Genomic DNA, 17,243 nt, shown 5'->3' with positions numbered 1-17,243 from the left:
GAGCCCTTATCCCGAACTGGGGTTTTAATAATAAATACAGTTCTATCGAATCCTTTAGCGAAGGCGCAGCACCTGTGATGTCAAAAGCAGGTAAATGGGGTTTTATCGATAAAGAGGGTAAAGAAATTATTGCTCCGCAGTATGATGGCATAGATGGTAACTTTGGGGGTGCATATGGTTTCTCTGAAGGACTGGCCGGTATGGAGAAAGGTGGGAAATGGGGCTATATCACTAAGACAGGTAAAGTCGCTATAACCTTTGTTTATGATGAAATACGTCCATTTAAAGAAGGCGTCGCTGGCGTCCTAAAAGGTAATAAATGGGGCTTCATCAATGGCACGAATAAAACCATCATTCCTTTTAAATATGCTGATAGTAATGTCGAACGTTATAGTTCTAACTTTATGGCTGCCAATTATTTTATATTTTGGGATGGTGTAGCAGAAGTTGCAACTATCAATCAGCAAACGGTTTGTATTAATAAATCAGATAAAAAAGTCGCATGTCCACAATAAGTGTGTTTTTCTATTCATGAATAGTTATTAATTATTTTTACACTTTATTAAACACGTAAAGGTGCTTTGCGAGAAGTATGCGATTGGCGCACAGGTACTATTCGAGACAATCGGTGAGTTTTTTGCTTATTTAGATGATGTGCGATGCGAGTACTGTGGTTATGTGTGCCCTTTACAGATACCAGCAGACATCCCTTATATGCGAGCAAAAGACAGTTGGTGCTGTGAGGTATGTGAGCATGCTGTATGGCGGGAACATAATCATAGATAAGTCGTTCAAATTTTAAAGCCAGGCAGCTTGGGTTGCCTGGCTTTTTCGTATGCAATATATTTTCTCTTAAATTCAGTCTAACTTTAGTGTGCCTCTACATATGCTCTTTGAGTTAGTATAACCCCTTATAAGCTATCCAATTTTATTATACCACTACACATTAGACCCTGTATCAGCATGAAAAATGTCCATTACACCAATGAAGTAGAGAAATTTTTTAATTATTTGTCATAGTATATATCAAGATAATTAAAACAGTCATGTGAATAATTTGGATTGGAACAAAAGCAAGTGCGTATTGAAAACCACCCGTAATTGCCGCATTAATTGATTTAGAAATTGCATGTGTCGCTAAACCTAATAATAAGGCGAGCAATAAAATAGGGTTAGTTGGGTTCCCTTGCATGACTACGGCAGCCATTGCTGCATGCACCTCAAACATAGAACTCAGTACGGTTCCTGCAATAAGACCGGCGTCACCCAGCCATAAACTTAAACCATAAACCAGTACTTGAATAATAGTAAGTGTGACTACAATGATACCTGCCTCTTTCAAACTAAACATGGGTGTATCCGTTAACTTAGCTTTCTCTTCGGATCGAGTTTTTCTCATCAACCATATTCCAGGAACAATTAACATTATAATGGCAATAATAGAGGGGAATAATAAGATTTTAAGCCAACTAAAACTTACACCTGCAACAATAATAAGAAGTTGTACCACTGTTGCGACACAGGATATAAGGGCAGCTCCAGCATTTTCTTTTGCATCTGCACGACCCTGACGAACTTCTATTCCAAGGCTTGCAATCGTGGCTGTACTGGATACAAATCCTGATGCTAAAGCAGATAAAAACATGGCGTGGCGTGACGGTAGAAGCCTCTTTGCCATATGTGCTAGTGCTTGAATGGCTAAAATCAATGTCAACAATTTTAAAATAATATAAGGATTTAGTACTGAACCCCAAAGATCCCTATTGGGGGTTAAAGGAAGTGCAATTAAAAGTAAAGCCAGTAAAAAGATACCATCTTTGAATTCACGCTCAGTAATCCATTTAACCGCTACTCCATGCATTGAATGCTTTGTCATTAGAAGGAAGGTAAGGACGACGGTAAGTGCCGCTGCATAAGGAATATGCCATAAACATAGTCCGCCTATAAAATAGGTGAGTATAAAAGCAAGTTCAGTGGTTACACCTGGATCTTCAATTTGTTTATGAGTAGAGATGATACTGATACCACCTACTATCAATGCCCCTATGAGTCCCATAAGAGAACCGAAAGAGAAACAAATTACCCCTAATAGAGCGCAAATTGCAAAAGATCTAATACCTGCAAAGCTGTGTTGATTTTCACGTTGTTTGCTACGCTCTCTTTCTAGACCAATGAGTAGTCCACAACCTAGTGCTGCGGTAGATGCAGTAATTAAGTTTTGGACAGGTTCAATCGTAAATGTATTAACAATCATGAAATTCATCCCACTCTCTATGACCCCTGCTGTCAAATCCGTATAACTAAACTTGGGAGATTTTGATTACGCAGCATGACGATAAAAATCAAGCCACACCTGTCTTGGCGATCTATAGCCCAAGGGAACCGCCTAAAAAGCCTCTTAAACCTATTAACAGACCACTTAAAACAGACTTCCATAATGGAACCACTTATAACTGAACCGCACCAGTACCGTCGAAAACTCGATATGTCTAGCTACCTTGCAGTCAGTGAACCATTGCTGTTTTTACCTTCTATTTATTTAACAGCTTTAGCTTTGAAAACTGTACTATAGACTCTGGTTTTCTTAGTCATGATAAACTCCTCATAGAGTCGTTAGTTTACCAAGTTATTCTCCAAGATTCCTTCAGCATAGCTCAATATCACTTTTGACAAATAATAAGCCGCTTGCTATCATAAAAAAACATCGTGGGTTTACCGCTACTTCCAGCGCGATGAAAAACAAAGACTGGTAAAACGCACACCTCCTTTTCGCTCTGTAAGGTGACTGTGTCGTTTCAATTTGACACAGACAGAGCAACAGGAAATTTCTTTATGACTACCTCTAGTCAATTACATCCAAACTTTAAACCTCTCAATCATTTTCCTCATATTCAGCGACTGAGTCTTATGAGCGCTTTCTGCTATTCCGCTTTTTTAAGCAACCCCTCCAAACAGCGTCATAAAACGTTATCAGTCTCAGTCACTGGTAGTCTAAGCTTTGTTAAAAATATGGCTTACCTTGGTTTTATTACTGTGCCTAACGACTCTTGACGTTTGACACATCGCAATAAAACCCACTAAAAACTTGAATGCACTCACCTCATTTAACCATCATTATTTAACAGGTAACCTTATGACAGCATATAGCGATAAAACCAACCAAGATGACAACACTAATAGCAAGCAAGATACGGGCGTTGAAGGCTGGATGACAGAGATATGGGACTGGATGGATAACCATAATATAGCAGGCAGTTCTGACAGCACTATCCCTCGTGAATCTGACGCATTACGTCAGTTAGAGCGACTGGATTTGGGATATGGAAAATCAACGAGTTATAGTTATATTGATAATAAGTCAGTATTACAAAGCGAAAGTGAGTCTACTGAGCCATTACCTAGCGCTATCGGCCATTTAAAAAATCTAAAGTACCTTAGGCTAAGAGGTTTTAATGAACTACCAGAAGAGATTGCTCAATTAGATAGCTTAGAGACACTGGTTTATATGAACTGCGCTTTCACTGAATTCCCAAAAGCACTGTGTCAACTAAAGAATCTTAAAGCGCTTAATATTTTTTCAAAGAGCTTAGAGAGATTTCCTGATGAGCTCGGTAATTTATCATCGCTTACCCATTTTGATATGAGAGGAACGCAGGTTCAGGAGTTACCAGGCTCTATTGGCAATCTAAGCAAACTTACTAGTATTGAGCTGTATGCCAATGAATCATTGAAGGCTTTACCTGATAGTATTGGAAATTTAACAAACCTTGAAAAACTAGAGATACGTGCTTCTGATCTCAAAACCCTGCCAAGTTCTATAGGCAATCTACATCAATTAAAAAGTCTTGGGCTCTATCATAATGGCCTACAAAGTTTGCCTGATAGTGTTACCAATCTAAAAGCATTGGAAGAAATTGATGTTAAGGGGAATCCTCTTTCAGATGTATCAGAAGCTGTCAGTCGATTTTTGGGTAGTGTGGGTGGTAACTAGCTTGAACTGAGAGAATACGACAATGAAAATATGAAACTACATTCCCGAAATTAAAGAACGCGCCGTTCGCATGTTGATTGAAGCGGCATGCGACTATCCATCCAACTGGTCAGCTATTAAAGCCATCGCCCTAAGATTGGCTGCACACCTGAAACCCTACGATCATGGCATAAAAAGCACATCGATCAAATCATTCCTGCATCGGTATAAGCGCAAAGTAACAAAGAGCGTATCAAAGATGCTTGAACGTGAGAAAAAACAGCTCAAGCAAACCAACGAGATTATACATAAGGCTACCGCTTTTTTCGCCCAGGCAGAGCTCGACCACTGACTAAACCATGATTCAATTCATCGAAGATAACAATCATATTTATGGGGTCGATCTGATCTGCAAATAAAAGTTTATCAAATTGTTTTAGATGTTTACTAATGTTAAAATTCATTACTTATTATTACTGCTATGTAAGTATTAATCAGTACAAAATTTGACGTAAGTAATACCGGCAATTATAAGAATCTAAGCCAATTAATAATCCAATGCTGCTTTATCAAGCCCTATTATTACTAGGGATTCAGGAGAGATATTTTGAAAAAGTTTTTACCTTGGCTAGTTGGGTTATTCGTTATATTTGCAATCTATCTTTATGCATCCCCCTATCTTGTTCTAAATAATATTAAAAATGCTGCTCAACAAGGAGATGCCGATAAACTTTCAGGCTATATTGATTTCCCTAGCGTTAAGCAGAGTATGAAAGATCAAGTCAAGGCCGCTATGGTTAAAGAGCTTGCTTCCAGTAAGGAGCAAGATGGCTTTGAAGCTTTAGGCACCATGTTAGGCGCTGCTATGATAGATCCACTTATTGATGGTTTAGTAACGCCAGATGGTGTAGCACTCATGCTCCAAGGGCAAAAACTAGATTTTGACTTAAATAATGACACGCCTGAAGATAAGCCTAAAGCCAAAAACGAGGATATCGATTATAAAGCCGGCTACCTGTCCTTTAATCGATTCAAAGTTCAGATTATTGATGCAAATGATCCGGATGAATCATTAGATGTGATCATGCATAGAGATTGGCTAAGCTGGAAAGTCACAAGAATTAATTTTTCTTTAGACTCAAAGGATAAAAAATATAACAACAAAGTCGCAGAATCATCTGTCGCTGATTTAGATTGGGCTGAAGAAGAGGATACAAGTGAAACCTACGATGATGTATTCCAAAATCTAGGTGAACAGCAGGATACTGATACTACATCAGATGTAAGTGAAGTTACTTCTGATACTGTGAATGACGAGGACTACTATAATAATGGAACAGGTGCTAATGCTGTAGAAGTAACCGGACCACTAATACCCGCACAAGCAGCACATATTGACTATCTTGTTGACAATGAAATTGAAGCGCCACAATACATGATAGATTTATTGAATGATTTTACACTTGGTGGCGGCACAGAGGCTGATTTACGTAAATTTATTATTGAACGTTCAGGTTATGACGATGGGTATGATGGATTGAAAGACTGTCGTAACCCAGACTTAACCGAAGCACAGTATATGAACAACTGTACTTAGTGAATAGTAGATGGGTCATAGCTCCAGTAAAAAAATCAAGCCACCTTGCCATACGCTAAGGTGGCTTATTTGATTGATAATGGATTATAAGCAATGACTACCCAATCTGACATTAAGAAACTGGCCGAGCAAATGGCTGGTAGCATGAACAGCTTTGATGACATCAAAGACTTTCAAAAGCAGCTCATGCAGTCGTTTATCGACACTGCACTAGAAGCTGAGATGGAAGACCATCTCGGCTATCCTAAGCATGAAAAGAAAGCCTCACTACTCTTTATATGAGCGGTGAGGCTTTTTTTTGTCCAACTTTCAAGGCTTGTAACGTTTTTCAGCATGAGCTATTCAGTCTAATTGCTAAGTTTAACTACTCAATCAAAAAGCTCGTTTTCGGTGCAGTGCCCATTTGGTGCCCAAACCGTGCCCTACTTCTAAAACTAAAAGCTCGTTTCAACCGTTAAAGTTATAGTACTATTAGAGTTGACTGTCACTACAGTCCATTCTAATTAACGACAGATTGAGCCATTCATGAACTTTATAGACGTTGAACCCACGCTAGAAAACTACTGGCGAGCGATTATTTTGTTTGGTAAAAATACAGCTTCTTATAAATTCGCGCTTGCCAAAGCTCTGATCGACGTTAGCTTAGAAAGAGATTCTGATTTAATTTCATTAGAAGACTTGGCACTGCCCTACGCCATGCATCTGTGTGAACATCTAAAACACAGTCCTAAACAAAGCACTTTTGGTAGGGGTAAGTTTATCAATGCTTGCATTCAATTCAACCATCATCAGATTAGCGAAGACGAACTCATTGATATCACGAATAAAGAAGGATTTAAATACGTTTTGGACGCATTTCATGTGGTCAATACTAAAGCGGTGCAAGAACGGTTTTATGATGTGATTGATGAAGAGTTTTTTATTGATGAGCGTAAACATAATAAAGGTATACGTTTAACAGATAACTTATTTAAATTATTCTATGTGTTTGATCACTCGGCTGAAAATTTGAATTTTGAGACAGAATCACGTTGGAATTTGGTGGAAAAAGCATGGGAGCTCAATATTGGTAAAGGTTTAATTGCGGTCGAATTTGACCAAGATACCAAACAGCTATTTACTCAAGATACTAAACATCGCCGCATCGATATCACCAGCTCAAGAGGTGCCCTAAATGGTTATCAAAAGAGCAGATGCTTTTACTGTTTTAAAGAAATCAGTATTGCTTCTAATGACCCGATGCTAGCAGACGTTGACCACTTTTTTCCGCACACTTTAAAACCCCAAGTAGCAACCGCTGGTTGCTGTCGTCCCGTTAATGTCGATGGCGTTTGGAATCTAGTGCTTGCTTGCTCTGATTGCAACCGTGGTATAGACGGTAAATCTGCTCAAGTACCTAATATTGAATTATTAACAAGACTGCACACACGCAACGAATATTTGATTGGCAGTCAACACCCCTTACGTGAGACCTTAATCAATCAAACGGGTAGAAATGAGAAGATGCGTCAACAGTTTTTGCAAAAGTCCTTTAACTTCTCAAAAGAAGGTTTGATTCATGTTTGGCAACCTAAACAACAAGGCTGTAGTCTTTTCTGATAATAAACAGCGATATATAACCTATGATAGATCAATCAAACACCCTAGCCTTTTATAATAGTAATGCACACTCATTCATCGAGCAAACCATCGATGTGAATATGCGTCTGCTATATCAACCCTTTATAGATAATCTACCTGTCAGACCAATAAGCAAGCAAAATATACTAGACTTAGGCTGCGGTTCAGGTCGTGACAGTATGCATTTTGCCAACTTAGGCTTTAATGTTACTGCTATTGATAGTAGCTCGGCATTACTTGACCTTGCAAAAGCGGCTGCTCAAAAGCGCATGGACTATCAAGATACGATTGAGTGGCACTGCGCTACTTTTCAAGATATTATCCAAAAAAACTGGCAACGTCAATTTACCGCTATTTGGGCATGCGCCTCATTACTCCATGTACCTTATAAGGAGCTGCCTGAATTAATAGATGGGTTACTACACATGCTAACAGACGATGGTGTGTTTTATGCATCATTTAAATACGGTAATAGTGAGCGCGTGAAAGATGGTCGCTTTTTTTGTGATATGAATGAAAAATGCTGGGAAGCTATCAAGCAAAAAACCAACCATGAATTCAAAGACGAAATTTGGCTTACCAATGACCAAAGAGTAGATAGAGATGAAAAGTGGTTTAATATTATGATTAAGCGATAACAAACTTAAATTCTCACACAGTCTATTTTTGAATTAGGCTTCTCATTTATTTTGATAGCTTATATAGTGACTATGAGCTTAAAGATTTGCTTATGGACTACTATAGCTATTATCATATAAGTGAAGTATTTTACAAAACAAAAAGACAATAACCTCAATCGGAGTAAATAATGATTACCCATGTACCTGATGTGACTTTTAAAACCCGTGTTCGTGATGAATCTATCGGAGGAGACAACCCATTTAAATGGCAAGACTTAACCACAGATGAGTTATTTGCCAATAAAAAAGTGGTTGTGTTCTCGCTACCAGGTGCCTTTACACCAACGTGTTCGACCAGCCATCTACCTCGCTATGAAGAGCTTTACAATGAGTTTAAGGCGTTAGGCGTAGATGAAATCGTTTGTATTTCTGTCAATGATGCCTTCGTCATGTATCAATGGGGCTTAAAGCAAAACCGTGAAAATGTTTTCTTGCTTCCTGATGGTAATGGTGAGTTCACTCGTAAAATGGGCATGCTGGTTGATAAGAGCAATCTTGGCTTTGGTATGCGCTCATGGCGTTATTCGATGTATGTCGACAATAAAGCAATCAAAAAAGTATTTAAAGAAGCTGGTTTTGACGACAACTGCCCAACAGACCCGTTTGAAGTATCAGATGCAGACACCATGTTAGCGTATTTGAAAAGTAATGCTTAACAGCATTGACGCTTGACTGTTGTCATCAAGTGTTATCGGGCGTCTATAGATGCTCACATACGGATATTTAAAACTGTAGAACTGCTTAGCTCTTAAATATAAGGGCTAAGCAGTTTTTTTATGGTTTTTATAAAAATTTCTATCGCTGAGCGGTGTTGTTTTTAGGGATAGTGATAATGTGAGCATGATTTTTGGCAAACAGATAAGTATTAACCGTAAAAAAAGCCAGACAGCTTAAGTTGTCTGGCTTTTTGTATATCATCTATTAAAAACAGCTCAAAGCTTTTATGCCATTACAGACTCTAACGCTTACGTCCTATAAAGCACTTTAACCACATGCCAGCCAAACTTGGTTTTCACTAAATGTGGGGTGAAGAGTTCACCATTGAAGCAGACTTTATCAAATGCTGGTACCATTTGACCTTGTTTAAACTCACCTAAGCTGCCGCCTTTTTTACCTGATGGGCAGGTTGAGTGTTTCTTAGCCAACACATCAAACTGGGCACCTTTTTTAAGCTTGGCAATAATGTCGTCAGCCACCTCTTTGTCTTTTACTAAAATGTGTAATGCGCTAGCGGTACGAGCCATAATGTAAACCCTTTATAAAATATCGATTATCGGGGCATTATATCACTACTCTCTTTGGTTGCTGGCCTAACTTGACTACGCTACTGCATCAAAAGTCATTATCCACACAGGCGCTACTCTTTGGATGAGAATTGGTGCCTTTTGAGTGGCGCTGCCACTATCTATCAATCTATCGTTTTGAGGACCGCGAAGAACCTCGACCTTTTGCAGGGCGCTTGCCATTTGCAGCAGGTTTGCCTTTGCCAGCAGGCTTCTTGCTATCACCAAAAGGACGCCTGTCTTTACCTTTAGAACCCGCTGGTTTTCTAGCACCATCTTTGGGATGTTTAGCTTTTTCCTTTGCTGCGCCTGTTGGTTTTGAAGATTCTTTTGACTTTGACGAAGTATCTGTACGAGGTTTTTTTCGTGGCGCCTTACGAGATTTCTTAGCAGCAGTACTGTCTTCTGAAGAGGAGTCTTCTATAGATTTCAGTAAAACAGCCATCTCTTTTGGGGTTAAATCTCGCCAGTCTCCAACGGGAAGACCCTTAAGACTCACATTCATAATACGTGTGCGCTCAAGCTTCACGACTTCATAGCCAAAATGCTCACACATACGGCGAATTTGACGGTTTAAACCTTGCACTAGCGTGATGTTAAACACGTTAGGCGACACCTTAGTGACCGGACATTTTTTTGTCATCCTGCCCAAAATAGGTACGCCACCGGCTAAACCTTCAATAAAACTATCCGTTATCGGCTTATTTACCGTCACCACATAATCTTTCTCATGGTTATTACCCGCACGTAACACCTTATTAACCAAATCGCCATTGCTCGTTAAAAAGATTAAACCTTGGGAATCTTTATCCAAACGCCCAATCGGGAAAATACGTACGCTATGTCTCACAAAATCAACGATATTGTTTTTCTCAGAGCTTTCCGTGGTGCTCACAATGCCTACTGGTTTATTCAACGCAATAAAAACGAAATCATCTGCTTCCCGTGGCTCAATAAGCTGGCCATTAACTTTTACTACATCTCCAGCAACTACTTGCACGCCTACTTGAGCACGCTTGCCATTGACGTACACATTACCTTGTTCAATAAAGCGATCAGCGTCGCGCCTGGAGCAAATACCGCTTTCGCTAATGTATTTATTTAAGCGAGTCGAAGAAGCGTTAAACATAAAGCACCGTTTTTACCTAATAAAAAGTCTTTCTTGCTAAGAAAAAGACCTCAACTGAATGGATTATCAACAACGAGATGGCTGACATTATATAGTAAATTCAGTGCCCGTTTCAGGAGAGATGGGCAAAAACCTATTGCTCATTGTTTATTGCTCATTGTTTAAAGTTACAAGTAGTCTCATGGCCGTGACCATTACTTCGCTTAAGTTATAGTAATAAACGTTAATCGATGTCAGTTTAGAGAGATTCTGATTTAATTTCACTAGAAAACTTCGCCCCACCCTACGCCATGCATCTTTGTGAGCATCTAAAACGCAGTTCAAATTTAGTATGACAGTACCCTATCACTTGTTATAGTAATCCTCTAAAATAGATGCCATTTGTGTAAACCATCAATGTATTACCGTTCAGCTTACTGCAAACCCTTATTGCACAACAAGTACTAATTAGATAGCATGTGCTACTTGATACTTATCACACCAGCAGTAAGTGACTGTCCGCCACACCAACGTAAGGCTAATCATAATGACCCCAATAATTAGAGTCGCCATCGCCGGTTACGGCAACCTTGGCCGCGGCGCGCAAGCCGCCATCAAACAAAGCCCAGACATGCAGTTAGTCTGTGTATTCAGCCGCCGAGACCCTGCCTCCGTCACCCTGATTGACGACAGCGTGCCCGTGTACGCCATGGACGATATTGCCCAATATAAAGACGAGATAGATGTGCTGATATTATGTGGCGGCTCTAAGTCTGATTTGCCTGAGCAAGGTCCAGCGTTGGCTGGTTTATTTAATATCGTTGACAGTTTCGATACTCACGCTAAGATTCCTGAGTACTTTGCAGCACTTGATACACCGGCCAAGAAAGCTAACAAAGTTGCTATGCTATCTGTCGGTTGGGATCCCGGTTTGTTTTCCATCAACCGCTTATACGGCGAAGCCATTTTACCGGTTGGCGAAACCTATACCTTTTGGGGCAAGGGCTTAAGTCAGGGCCACTCAGATGCGGTACGCCGCGTAGACGGCGTGAAGTCAGGCGTGCAATATACCATTCCGTCAGAACCTGCCATGGCACGGGTACGAAATGGCGAGCAGCCAACACTAAGCACCCGCGATAAACATACCCGCGAATGCTATATCGTGCTAGCAGATGGCGCAGATGCCGATACCGTACGCAACACCATCGTCACCATGCCGGACTACTTTGCCGACTACGATACCAAGGTGCACTTTATCGACCAACCAACGTTTGAGCGTGAACACCAAAAGATGCCCCACGGCGGTTTCGTGATTCGCAGTGGCGTGAGTGGCATGGATGATGAGCAGAACAATCAAGTATTGGAGTTTTCATTAAAGCTTGGCAGTAACCCTGAATTTACCTCTAGCGTACTCGTAACCTATGCCCGCGCCGCCTATAAAATGAACTTAGCAGGCGAAACTGGTGCGAAAACCGTACTCGACGTCGCACCTAGTTTATTATCACCTAAGTCTCCTGCTCAGCTGCGTAAAGAGCTACTGTAAATGTCTGCGCTAGACTAGAAATAAAAAACTGAGCTCAAAAAAGCACCGAACCTTAATGGCGTGGTGCTTTTTTTATAATCTGGTTTTTGGTGGGCTATGCTTGATAAACAGTAGAAATCTTTCTACGTGATTTCTATATAATTTCTACGTGATTTAAAGCTCATTGACGATGTATAAGGATTTTGCTTTATAAATCATTCAGACCCAACCCTCTTCCAAAAGGTGCTCGGTGTTACTCACTTTAAACTCATGATATAAGTTAAAAAACACCGTTGGATCTTCAACATTATCGAGTAACCCACGTTTATTGAGCGCGACAAACATCGCTAGCGCATAAGCCGCACAATGGATAGATTTCTTAGGATTAAACTCACGATCCGTAAAAGCTTGATATTGCATGACTTCCTCATGCAGATGAGTATTTTGCTTTAGAGCATTCACATACAGCCAGTCATAAAATGTAGTCAACGGCTCTACACTCCACTCCATGCCAAAGTAATTATAGCCAATCAGCTCACCTGAGGTTGTTAAACGCGCGTCTTTTTTGGCTTGTCTTGGCGGGACTGTCAGCAAGTCAGTATAGGAGCCACCATCCTCAAAAATCATGCTGCTCTGAAAGGCATTTTCGACACTATACGCTTGACCATCATACTCATTCGTTAGCTTTAAGCTCAATGGACTGAGTGGAAAACTCAACTTATTGCCAGATTTACTCGATAGCTCTAAGACGTGACTAAAGCCATATTTTTTGCGAATGACTTGATGCATATCATTGATGGATTTTTTCTTTTGTCTACTGGCAAACCCCACGTGCCGCTCAAATCGCACCATGTCCGTCTTGACCAAATTGTCACTATTGACTCTAGGCATAAATACCGGTCTGTGTTCTACCGCGCTTTGCGCTTGTTCCATAGGGTTCTGTGTTTCTTGCATTGCAATATGCCTTATATCTTAATTATCAATAGTCTTGTATAAATGTACTTTTATAACGCGTCTTTTATAGCTGGTGATGTGCAATATAAAGTCGTGCTTCATCGTCGCGGCCATTATTGAATACTACTTTATATCCTTTAATCACCCCAGCAAATGGAATTTTACCCTGCATCGCCTTATAGTGGGCAGTGATGCGCTCATTAATGATGTCTAGCTGCTTTTGACGCGGTAATAGCCTGACTTCATCATCTAATGAGATGCGTTTAAATCTGTCCACCGCCATATATGAATTGAATGACGGTCTAAAGTCTTCATTAAAGGTAATATCAGCATAAACAATCGGTGTGATGGCATTTAATGAATGACTGGCATCGCGCTCTAACTCTGCTAAAAGGGGTTGGTATACCATTTTATCGATGCCCAAAACGCTACATAACTTTTCAACAAATTCCGAGGCAGCATACTTAAAATCGTAGATTTTATTAGTCAGTCCCAACGCAGGGCTAGATAGAACTGTTTGCAAGCGATTAATGGCTTTGTCTGTCGTTTTAGGATGATTATGATACCCCATTAGCGTCAGTATTTCATGATGGGATAGTGTTTTTTGCTCGATGCGTTTTAGAATGATAGATTGTAGTGTCGTTGTCGATTGACTAGAAATAGTCATATGAGGCGCTCCTGTTACTCTGTGTATGCCAAAATGATTCAGCACAGTCGCTTTAACTTTACAGAGAAAAAGGAGTTGTGCGTTTTACCAGTTATTGTTTTTCATCGTGCTGGAAGTAGCGTTAAACCCACGATGTGCTTGTATATTAGCAAGGATAAAAATATTTGTCGAGCTGTACGCTTTCTTCGGCATAGAGGATATGGCTTATCCATGACCAATGACTAAAGAGCGGATAGAAATGAGAAGTGGTTTAATATTATGATTAACAAATAAGAGGTTTTTAGAGTAGGAAAATAAACATCCTAAATGATAGCCTGTCAATAATAATCGACGCGCTATTTAAACCTCAGATTGCAAGTTTACCTTATACTGCCACTCATAAAAAAGACCTCGTCTACAAAATGCAGACGAGGCCGAAAATCTAGATCTAGATTTAAATTATAAAAACAATAGTCCTAAACCAATCACAACGCCACTGACAATCAATACGATAACACAAAAGCCCATAATATCTTTGGCTTTAAGTCCCGCAATTGCTAGTGCTGGCAACGCCCAAAAAGGCTGAATCATATTTGTCCATGCATCACCCCATGCTACTGCCATAGCAACTTTTGCAGGGTCACTGCCTAGCATTTCTGCCGCCTCTAACATAATTGGTGCTTGTACCGCCCACTGCCCGCCACCTGAAGGAACAAAGAAATTGACAAGTCCTGCACTTAGAAAAGCGAAAAGTGGCAACGTCTCTGCTGTCGAAACGTTGACAAACGCTTCTGACATCACCCCTGCCAAACCAGATGCCGTCATCATTCCCATAATACCGGCATAAAACGGGAATTGAACGATAATACCGCCTGCACCTTTGACCGCCTCTTGAATAGCAATCAAATAATTGCGAGGTGTGCCATGGAATATAATGCCAAGGAATAAAAACATAAAGTTAACTAGGTCGAGCGTTAAAGCAAAACCGTTTTGCACGAAATAATAGATAATAAAAGCAATGCCCAAGATGCCGATGACCATTGACAAAATCCAGCTGTTTTCCAATCGCTCTGCTGGTGTCATATCCGATTTGGCTGGCAGCACCTCAATGATAGGATCTACTAAAAGCTTAGGGTCGACCGTAATCGTATCTTCTTTTGTTGGCATCATTATACGATTTAATAAAGGGACAATAATAACCAATGCCGCCACGATAATTAAGTTATAGCTCGCAAAAATAGTGGCACTGGTTGGAATAACGCCAATTTTATCAACAAATGGATGGCCTGCTGTGGCAATGGATAAGGGAATGGAACCCGAAAACCCAGCATGCCAAATAATAAAGCCAGAATAAGCACTGGCAATCAATAAACGATAATCGACATGTTCGACACGCTTTGCCAATTCTTTGGCAAATAATGCCCCAATGACCAGCCCAAATCCCCAGTTGATCCAGCTTGCCGCAAGCGACACTAAGGTTACCAAGATAATCGCGCTGCCTGGCGATTTGGCCAAACTTGCCAGCTTCCCTAAACCTTTTTTAAATATTGGACTGCTTGCCAATACGTAACCCGTGACCAATACCAAGACCATTTGCATGGAGAATGCAAGCAATGCCCAGAACCCTTCACCCCAAAACGCCACCATTTGTACCGGTGAAGAATCGGTTAAACCTAGACCCATGGCAAAAATAACCAAGGTTAAAATAATGACGAACAAAAATGGATCTGGTAGATACTTTTCCATCAAGCTGTTCGAGAAACGTGTGATTCCTTTCATTTTATAACTCCCTTTTGTATATAAGTATCCCCTGAATGTCTAATTCGACTTCACGGTCAAAGATTTCATCTGCTTCAAGATGATAAATAATACTCTATAACGAGTCTTATTTTATGATAAAAAAGCGCAGCAGTGTTAGGCTGGATATTGAGCAAATCTACTACAGTCCCTAGTTCAGCTATATCGTTAGCCCTACAGAAACCAAATAGGCTAAATAGCGAGAGGAAGGCTTGCCTCTAAGCCCTTAGTGAATATTTTTTTGGCTGGAAAAATTGTATACAAGACAATCCAGCTTAGATGTTCATTTACCAACCTTCGAGATTAGATTACCGGAAAAACCACCACCTCATCCTCATCTTGCCACGGCTTAAATTTAGCCATCGCTTGCGAAAAAAGTGGATGCTGAAGCCAATCTTGTAGCCAACGCTGCAAATTTGGATAAGGGAGATTGTAAAAAACATCGCGATTTACATGAGCGAATTGACGGACAAAAGGCATAATCCCAGTATCAGCAAGCGTGATACCCTTCCCTAGCAAATAAGAATTTTTAGTCAGTAACTCCTCTAAAAGCTGTAAAAACTCTTCACCTCGTTGTCGATATTGTGTTTGGGTCATCTCGAGATGACGGTCGGCATATTTATAGCGATCGAGCCAATATTTAAACTCGTTATCGTTTTTATTAATCAATACATTCGCGTCATGTAAAGCTGCATCATGAAGCAATCCTTGCGGATCTTGCTGCTCAAGCGCCCATATCATTATCTCTCTACTCTCTTCAATCACCGTGCCATCTAAAAGCTGCAGCACAGGCACTGTACCTTTTGGGCTAATCGCTAGCATCTGCGGCGGCTTATTTTTTAGCGTTATCTCGCGCAGCTCTAACTGCAGCTCGGCAAACAATATGCCAAGGCGAGCGCGCATGGCATAAGGGCAGCGACGAAAAGAGTACAGACACGGATAAGAGGAAGTCATAGATAGGGTTCGCCGTTAAATTGAAATTTAAATTGAGATTAATAATTTTAAACACAAAAGCTAGCGTTTTATGGCTAAGGTATGTGCGGATTTTAGCTGTGGTCATGGCCATACCCTCACCTACTCATGATAACAATGCCCGTACTTGCCCTCAAGGCTAGGTTTGATGTTTAATAATATAGCGAGCCCGCTTAAAAAACGTTCGCTCAATTTCAAAACAATAGTTACCCAATAAAAAAGCCTCACGACTTTTCATAGTAGTGAGGCTTTTTTTTAATCTGATACTTAACCTAAAACATTGTAAAGGTGATTTCTTAGAACTATAAGATTAATAATGCTTAGGCTATTAAACGCTGCTGGATTTTGGCAATCCATATTCTATCTTATCGACCACTTCATCTTGCTGCTCAACAATCAAGCGATAGCCTTTAATAATCCCATCATAAGGCAGTTGACCATCATGCTGCCGATAATGCTCACTGATACCTTGCTTAATCACGGCCTTACGCGCAGCTTCATCCAACTTAGCAAATCCACTTGGCAAACGTACCTGCTCTAAAAACGAGACTCCCCAACGCGACATCCAATTTGCGCCGCCAGTAAATTTATAATCGACATCGGCTTGTAAGCGATATCGAGGTTGCGGCTGAGGACAATGCGCCAACTCATACTTAATTTGGGCGATATCTTCTGCAAAGCGCTCATAAGGCAGTTCTAGTACCAAAAACAGCTTGGCTAAAAACTCATCGGCGGTAAAGCATTTATCCATATAGCTGCCATCAAGACCAAGATGTTTATTAGACAACACATGACGCAAACGATCACAGGCAGGAATCGTGTACTTAATAGAATAACCCATGGCTTTGACAATATCTTGCGCGCACAGCTCGAGGGTTTCTATTTGAGTGATTGCATATTGTGCTAAAGGATGACGCGGATGATAACGGCGAGTATATTTGGATTGATTGGCAGATTGGCTCATGATAGTGAAGACCTTAGATTCCTATAACTCCGACGAAAAAGTATAAAATCAGGCACAAATGAGGATGTCGGAGTACAGGCTCATGCGCTTTACCAGGATTGTTTTATATCGTGCTGGAAGTTGCAAGGTT

The 17,243-nt window shown here is 40.4% G+C and carries 16 protein-coding genes and 2 pseudogenes; 9 read left to right on the top strand and 9 right to left on the bottom strand.

The window, feature by feature from the left end; all coding sequences use genetic code 11:
* Positions 1-515 (top strand): WG repeat-containing protein (locus B3Q63_RS08655; protein ID WP_296175760.1); only part of this gene is annotated, 515 nt, incomplete at its 5' end.
* 488 nt (positions 516-1,003) lie between these two features.
* Here the strand turns inward: B3Q63_RS08655 and B3Q63_RS08650 are convergent.
* Positions 1,004-2,263, bottom strand: coding sequence for an MgtC/SapB family protein (locus B3Q63_RS08650; protein WP_414706332.1), 1,260 nt, complete (start codon positions 2,261-2,263; stop codon positions 1,004-1,006).
* 870 nt (positions 2,264-3,133) lie between these two features.
* Here B3Q63_RS08650 and B3Q63_RS08645 point away from each other — a divergent pair.
* From B3Q63_RS08645 to B3Q63_RS08615, 7 genes and pseudogenes are all read left to right on the top strand, one after another.
* A complete protein-coding gene (locus B3Q63_RS08645) occupies positions 3,134-3,991 on the top strand; it encodes a leucine-rich repeat domain-containing protein (RefSeq protein WP_296175756.1) in 858 nt (285 codons plus the stop codon).
* A 70-nt stretch (positions 3,992-4,061) separates the two neighbouring features.
* Positions 4,062-4,322 (top strand): hypothetical protein, encoded by a 261-nt coding sequence (locus tag B3Q63_RS08640; protein WP_296175754.1) that lies wholly within the window; start codon positions 4,062-4,064, stop codon positions 4,320-4,322.
* A 255-nt stretch (positions 4,323-4,577) separates the two neighbouring features.
* Positions 4,578-5,567: a DUF2939 domain-containing protein gene (locus tag B3Q63_RS08635; protein ID WP_296175752.1), complete on the top strand. Its 990-nt coding sequence runs from the start codon at positions 4,578-4,580 to the stop codon at positions 5,565-5,567.
* Positions 5,568-5,660: 93 nt separating this feature from the next.
* A pseudogene (locus tag B3Q63_RS08630) lies at positions 5,661-5,825 on the top strand (IS256 family transposase); the annotation flags it as partial.
* A gap of 267 nt (positions 5,826-6,092) precedes the next feature.
* Positions 6,093-7,166, top strand: a complete 1,074-nt coding sequence (locus B3Q63_RS08625) for an HNH endonuclease domain-containing protein (RefSeq protein ID WP_296175749.1) — start codon at positions 6,093-6,095, stop codon at positions 7,164-7,166.
* A gap of 23 nt (positions 7,167-7,189) precedes the next feature.
* Entirely contained in the window at positions 7,190-7,825 is a 636-nt protein-coding gene (locus tag B3Q63_RS08620) for a class I SAM-dependent methyltransferase (RefSeq protein WP_296175747.1), read from the top strand.
* A gap of 170 nt (positions 7,826-7,995) precedes the next feature.
* Positions 7,996-8,523, top strand: coding sequence for a peroxiredoxin (locus B3Q63_RS08615; protein ID WP_201624549.1), 528 nt, complete (start codon positions 7,996-7,998; stop codon positions 8,521-8,523).
* A gap of 309 nt (positions 8,524-8,832) precedes the next feature.
* On the opposite strand, the gene ppiC is transcribed toward B3Q63_RS08615, so the two are convergent.
* Positions 8,833-9,111: a peptidylprolyl isomerase PpiC gene (gene ppiC / locus B3Q63_RS08610; protein ID WP_296175744.1), complete on the bottom strand. Its 279-nt coding sequence runs from the start codon at positions 9,109-9,111 to the stop codon at positions 8,833-8,835.
* Between the two features lie 169 nt (positions 9,112-9,280).
* Positions 9,281-10,279 (bottom strand): 23S rRNA pseudouridine(2604) synthase RluF, encoded by a 999-nt coding sequence (rluF, locus tag B3Q63_RS08605; protein WP_296175742.1) that lies wholly within the window; start codon positions 10,277-10,279, stop codon positions 9,281-9,283.
* Between the two features lie 526 nt (positions 10,280-10,805).
* Between rluF and B3Q63_RS08600 the strand changes: the two genes are divergently transcribed.
* A complete protein-coding gene (locus B3Q63_RS08600; protein WP_296175740.1) occupies positions 10,806-11,801 on the top strand; it encodes a diaminopimelate dehydrogenase in 996 nt (331 codons plus the stop codon).
* A gap of 198 nt (positions 11,802-11,999) precedes the next feature.
* On the opposite strand, the gene B3Q63_RS08595 is transcribed toward B3Q63_RS08600, so the two are convergent.
* The 6 genes and pseudogenes from B3Q63_RS08595 to B3Q63_RS08575 form a co-directional block, all read right to left on the bottom strand.
* Positions 12,000-12,713, bottom strand: coding sequence for a DarT1-associated NADAR antitoxin family protein (locus B3Q63_RS08595; RefSeq protein WP_296175767.1), 714 nt, complete (start codon positions 12,711-12,713; stop codon positions 12,000-12,002).
* Positions 12,714-12,798: 85 nt separating this feature from the next.
* Positions 12,799-13,401: a hypothetical protein gene (locus B3Q63_RS08590; protein ID WP_296175738.1), complete on the bottom strand. Its 603-nt coding sequence runs from the start codon at positions 13,399-13,401 to the stop codon at positions 12,799-12,801.
* Positions 13,402-13,839: 438 nt separating this feature from the next.
* Positions 13,840-15,159, bottom strand: a complete 1,320-nt coding sequence (locus B3Q63_RS08585; protein WP_296175737.1) for a short-chain fatty acid transporter — start codon at positions 15,157-15,159, stop codon at positions 13,840-13,842.
* Positions 15,160-15,196: 37 nt separating this feature from the next.
* A pseudogene (locus B3Q63_RS13100) lies at positions 15,197-15,326 on the bottom strand (IS1595 family transposase); the annotation flags it as partial.
* Between the two features lie 154 nt (positions 15,327-15,480).
* Complete coding sequence (locus B3Q63_RS08580) at positions 15,481-16,131, bottom strand: glutathione S-transferase (protein WP_296175735.1); 651 nt, start codon at positions 16,129-16,131, stop codon at positions 15,481-15,483.
* Between the two features lie 346 nt (positions 16,132-16,477).
* A complete protein-coding gene (locus tag B3Q63_RS08575; RefSeq protein ID WP_296175733.1) occupies positions 16,478-17,113 on the bottom strand; it encodes a hypothetical protein in 636 nt (211 codons plus the stop codon).
* Positions 17,114-17,243 lie beyond the last annotated feature (130 nt).

It is taken from the genome of Psychrobacter sp. UBA2769 (assembly GCF_002352555.1).
Classification (GTDB): Bacteria; Pseudomonadota; Gammaproteobacteria; order Pseudomonadales; family Moraxellaceae; genus Psychrobacter; species Psychrobacter maritimus.
Note: the sequence above shows the minus strand (reverse complement) of the source record. Positions and strands in the feature narration are given on the sequence as shown.